Here is a 1341-nt window from a genome sequence, read left to right as displayed (position 1 = left end):
CGGGACGGTGCTGGACGGCGCGCCGACCATCGCCTGTGGCGAGGGCGCGCTGCGGCTGACGCGGCTGCAGCGCGCGGGGCGCGCGGCGCTGCCGGCGGCCGAGTTCCTGCGCGGCTTCGCACTGCCGCCCGGCACGGTGCTGGGCTGAATGCCGCGCTACGCGCTGAAGCTCGAATTCGACGGCAGCGGCTTCGTCGGCTGGCAGCGGCAGCCCGACGGCCTCTCGATCCAGCAGGTGATCGAGGAGGCGGCCGCGCCGCTGAACCGGGGCGAGCAGGTGCTGGCCACCACCGCCGGCCGCACCGATGCGGGCGTGCATGCCGAGGGCCTGGTCGTGGACCTCGTGCTCGCCAACGACCTGCCGCCCGAGCGCGTGCGCGAGGCGATCTCGGCGCGCACCGTCCCGCACCGCGTCGTGGCGCTGGCCGCCGCGCGGGTGCCCGACGAGTGGTCGGCGCGCTTCGACTGCATCGGCCGCGGCTATCGCTACCGCATCCTGAACCGCGCCGCGCGGCCGGCGCTGGAGGCGGGACGGCTCTGGCACGTCAAGCGCCGGCTGGATGCGGCGGCGATGCACGAGGCGGCACAGGCGCTGCTCGGGCGGCACGACTTCTCCGCCTTCCGCGCCGCGGCCTGCCAGGCGAAGTCGCCGCTGCGCACGCTGGACCGGCTGGAGGTGATGCGCGTTTCGGACGAAATCGTCGTCGTCGCGGAGGCGCGGAGCTTCCTGCATCACCAGGTGCGGAACCTGGTGGGCACGCTGGTCGAGGTGGGCGCGGGGCGGCGCGGGGTGGCGTGGCCGCGGCAGCTGCTAGACGGGCGGGATCGGACGAAGGCGGGCATGACCGCGCCGCCGGAGGGCCTGGTCTTCCGCTTCGCCCGCTACGATCCGGAGCCCGACTGGGTCTGAGCGCCACTTTACCGCTTTGGCGCTTTACAGCTTTGGCGCCGGCGGCAGGATTCGGACGAATTCGATCTGGTCAGGTGCGGGCAAGAATGTGGCCCCGCCCCCACCTGTCGAACGCCCTTGGCGTTCGCCCCCCCCTGCGGGGGAAGAGAGAGCAGGTTCGGACGAATTAGACGGGGGCCGGCTGGGGAGCGTCATGCGCCAGCATGACAGGAATATAGTCCTCCGCGCAAGCGCCGTTACGGGGCAGGCATCTCCAGCCCGTAGCGGTCGGCCAGCTTCGCCAGGGCCGGCGGGATCGCGGGGTGCAGCGCGACACCCTCGGCGAGCGCCTGCGCACGGCGCGCCATCGCGCCGTCGCCCGGCAGGCGCGGCGCGTCGAAGCCGGGGCGCGGCGGGTTGCCGCGCACGGCCTGCGCCATGAAGCCGCTCTC

At 74.0% G+C, this 1341-nt stretch carries 2 protein-coding genes and 1 pseudogene; 2 read left to right on the top strand and 1 reads right to left on the bottom strand.

Features of this window, described 5'->3' with window-relative positions; translation table 11 throughout:
• The first annotated feature begins 7 nt into the window (after positions 1-7).
• Both L2I40_RS23250 and truA read left to right on the top strand, forming a co-directional pair.
• Entirely contained in the window at positions 8-148 is a 141-nt protein-coding gene (locus L2I40_RS23250) for a hypothetical protein (protein WP_372491109.1), read from the top strand.
• Positions 149-910, top strand: a complete 762-nt coding sequence (gene truA / locus L2I40_RS23245) for a tRNA pseudouridine(38-40) synthase TruA (protein ID WP_237217727.1) — start codon at positions 149-151, stop codon at positions 908-910.
• Positions 911-1146: 236 nt separating this feature from the next.
• Here truA and L2I40_RS23240 read toward each other — a convergent pair.
• Positions 1147-1341: pseudogene (locus tag L2I40_RS23240) on the bottom strand (Ldh family oxidoreductase); the annotation flags it as partial.

The organism is Falsiroseomonas oryziterrae (genome assembly GCF_021864505.1).
GTDB classification, from domain to species: domain Bacteria; phylum Pseudomonadota; class Alphaproteobacteria; order Acetobacterales; family Acetobacteraceae; genus Falsiroseomonas; species Falsiroseomonas oryziterrae.
This window is presented reverse-complemented; position numbering and strand designations above follow the sequence as displayed.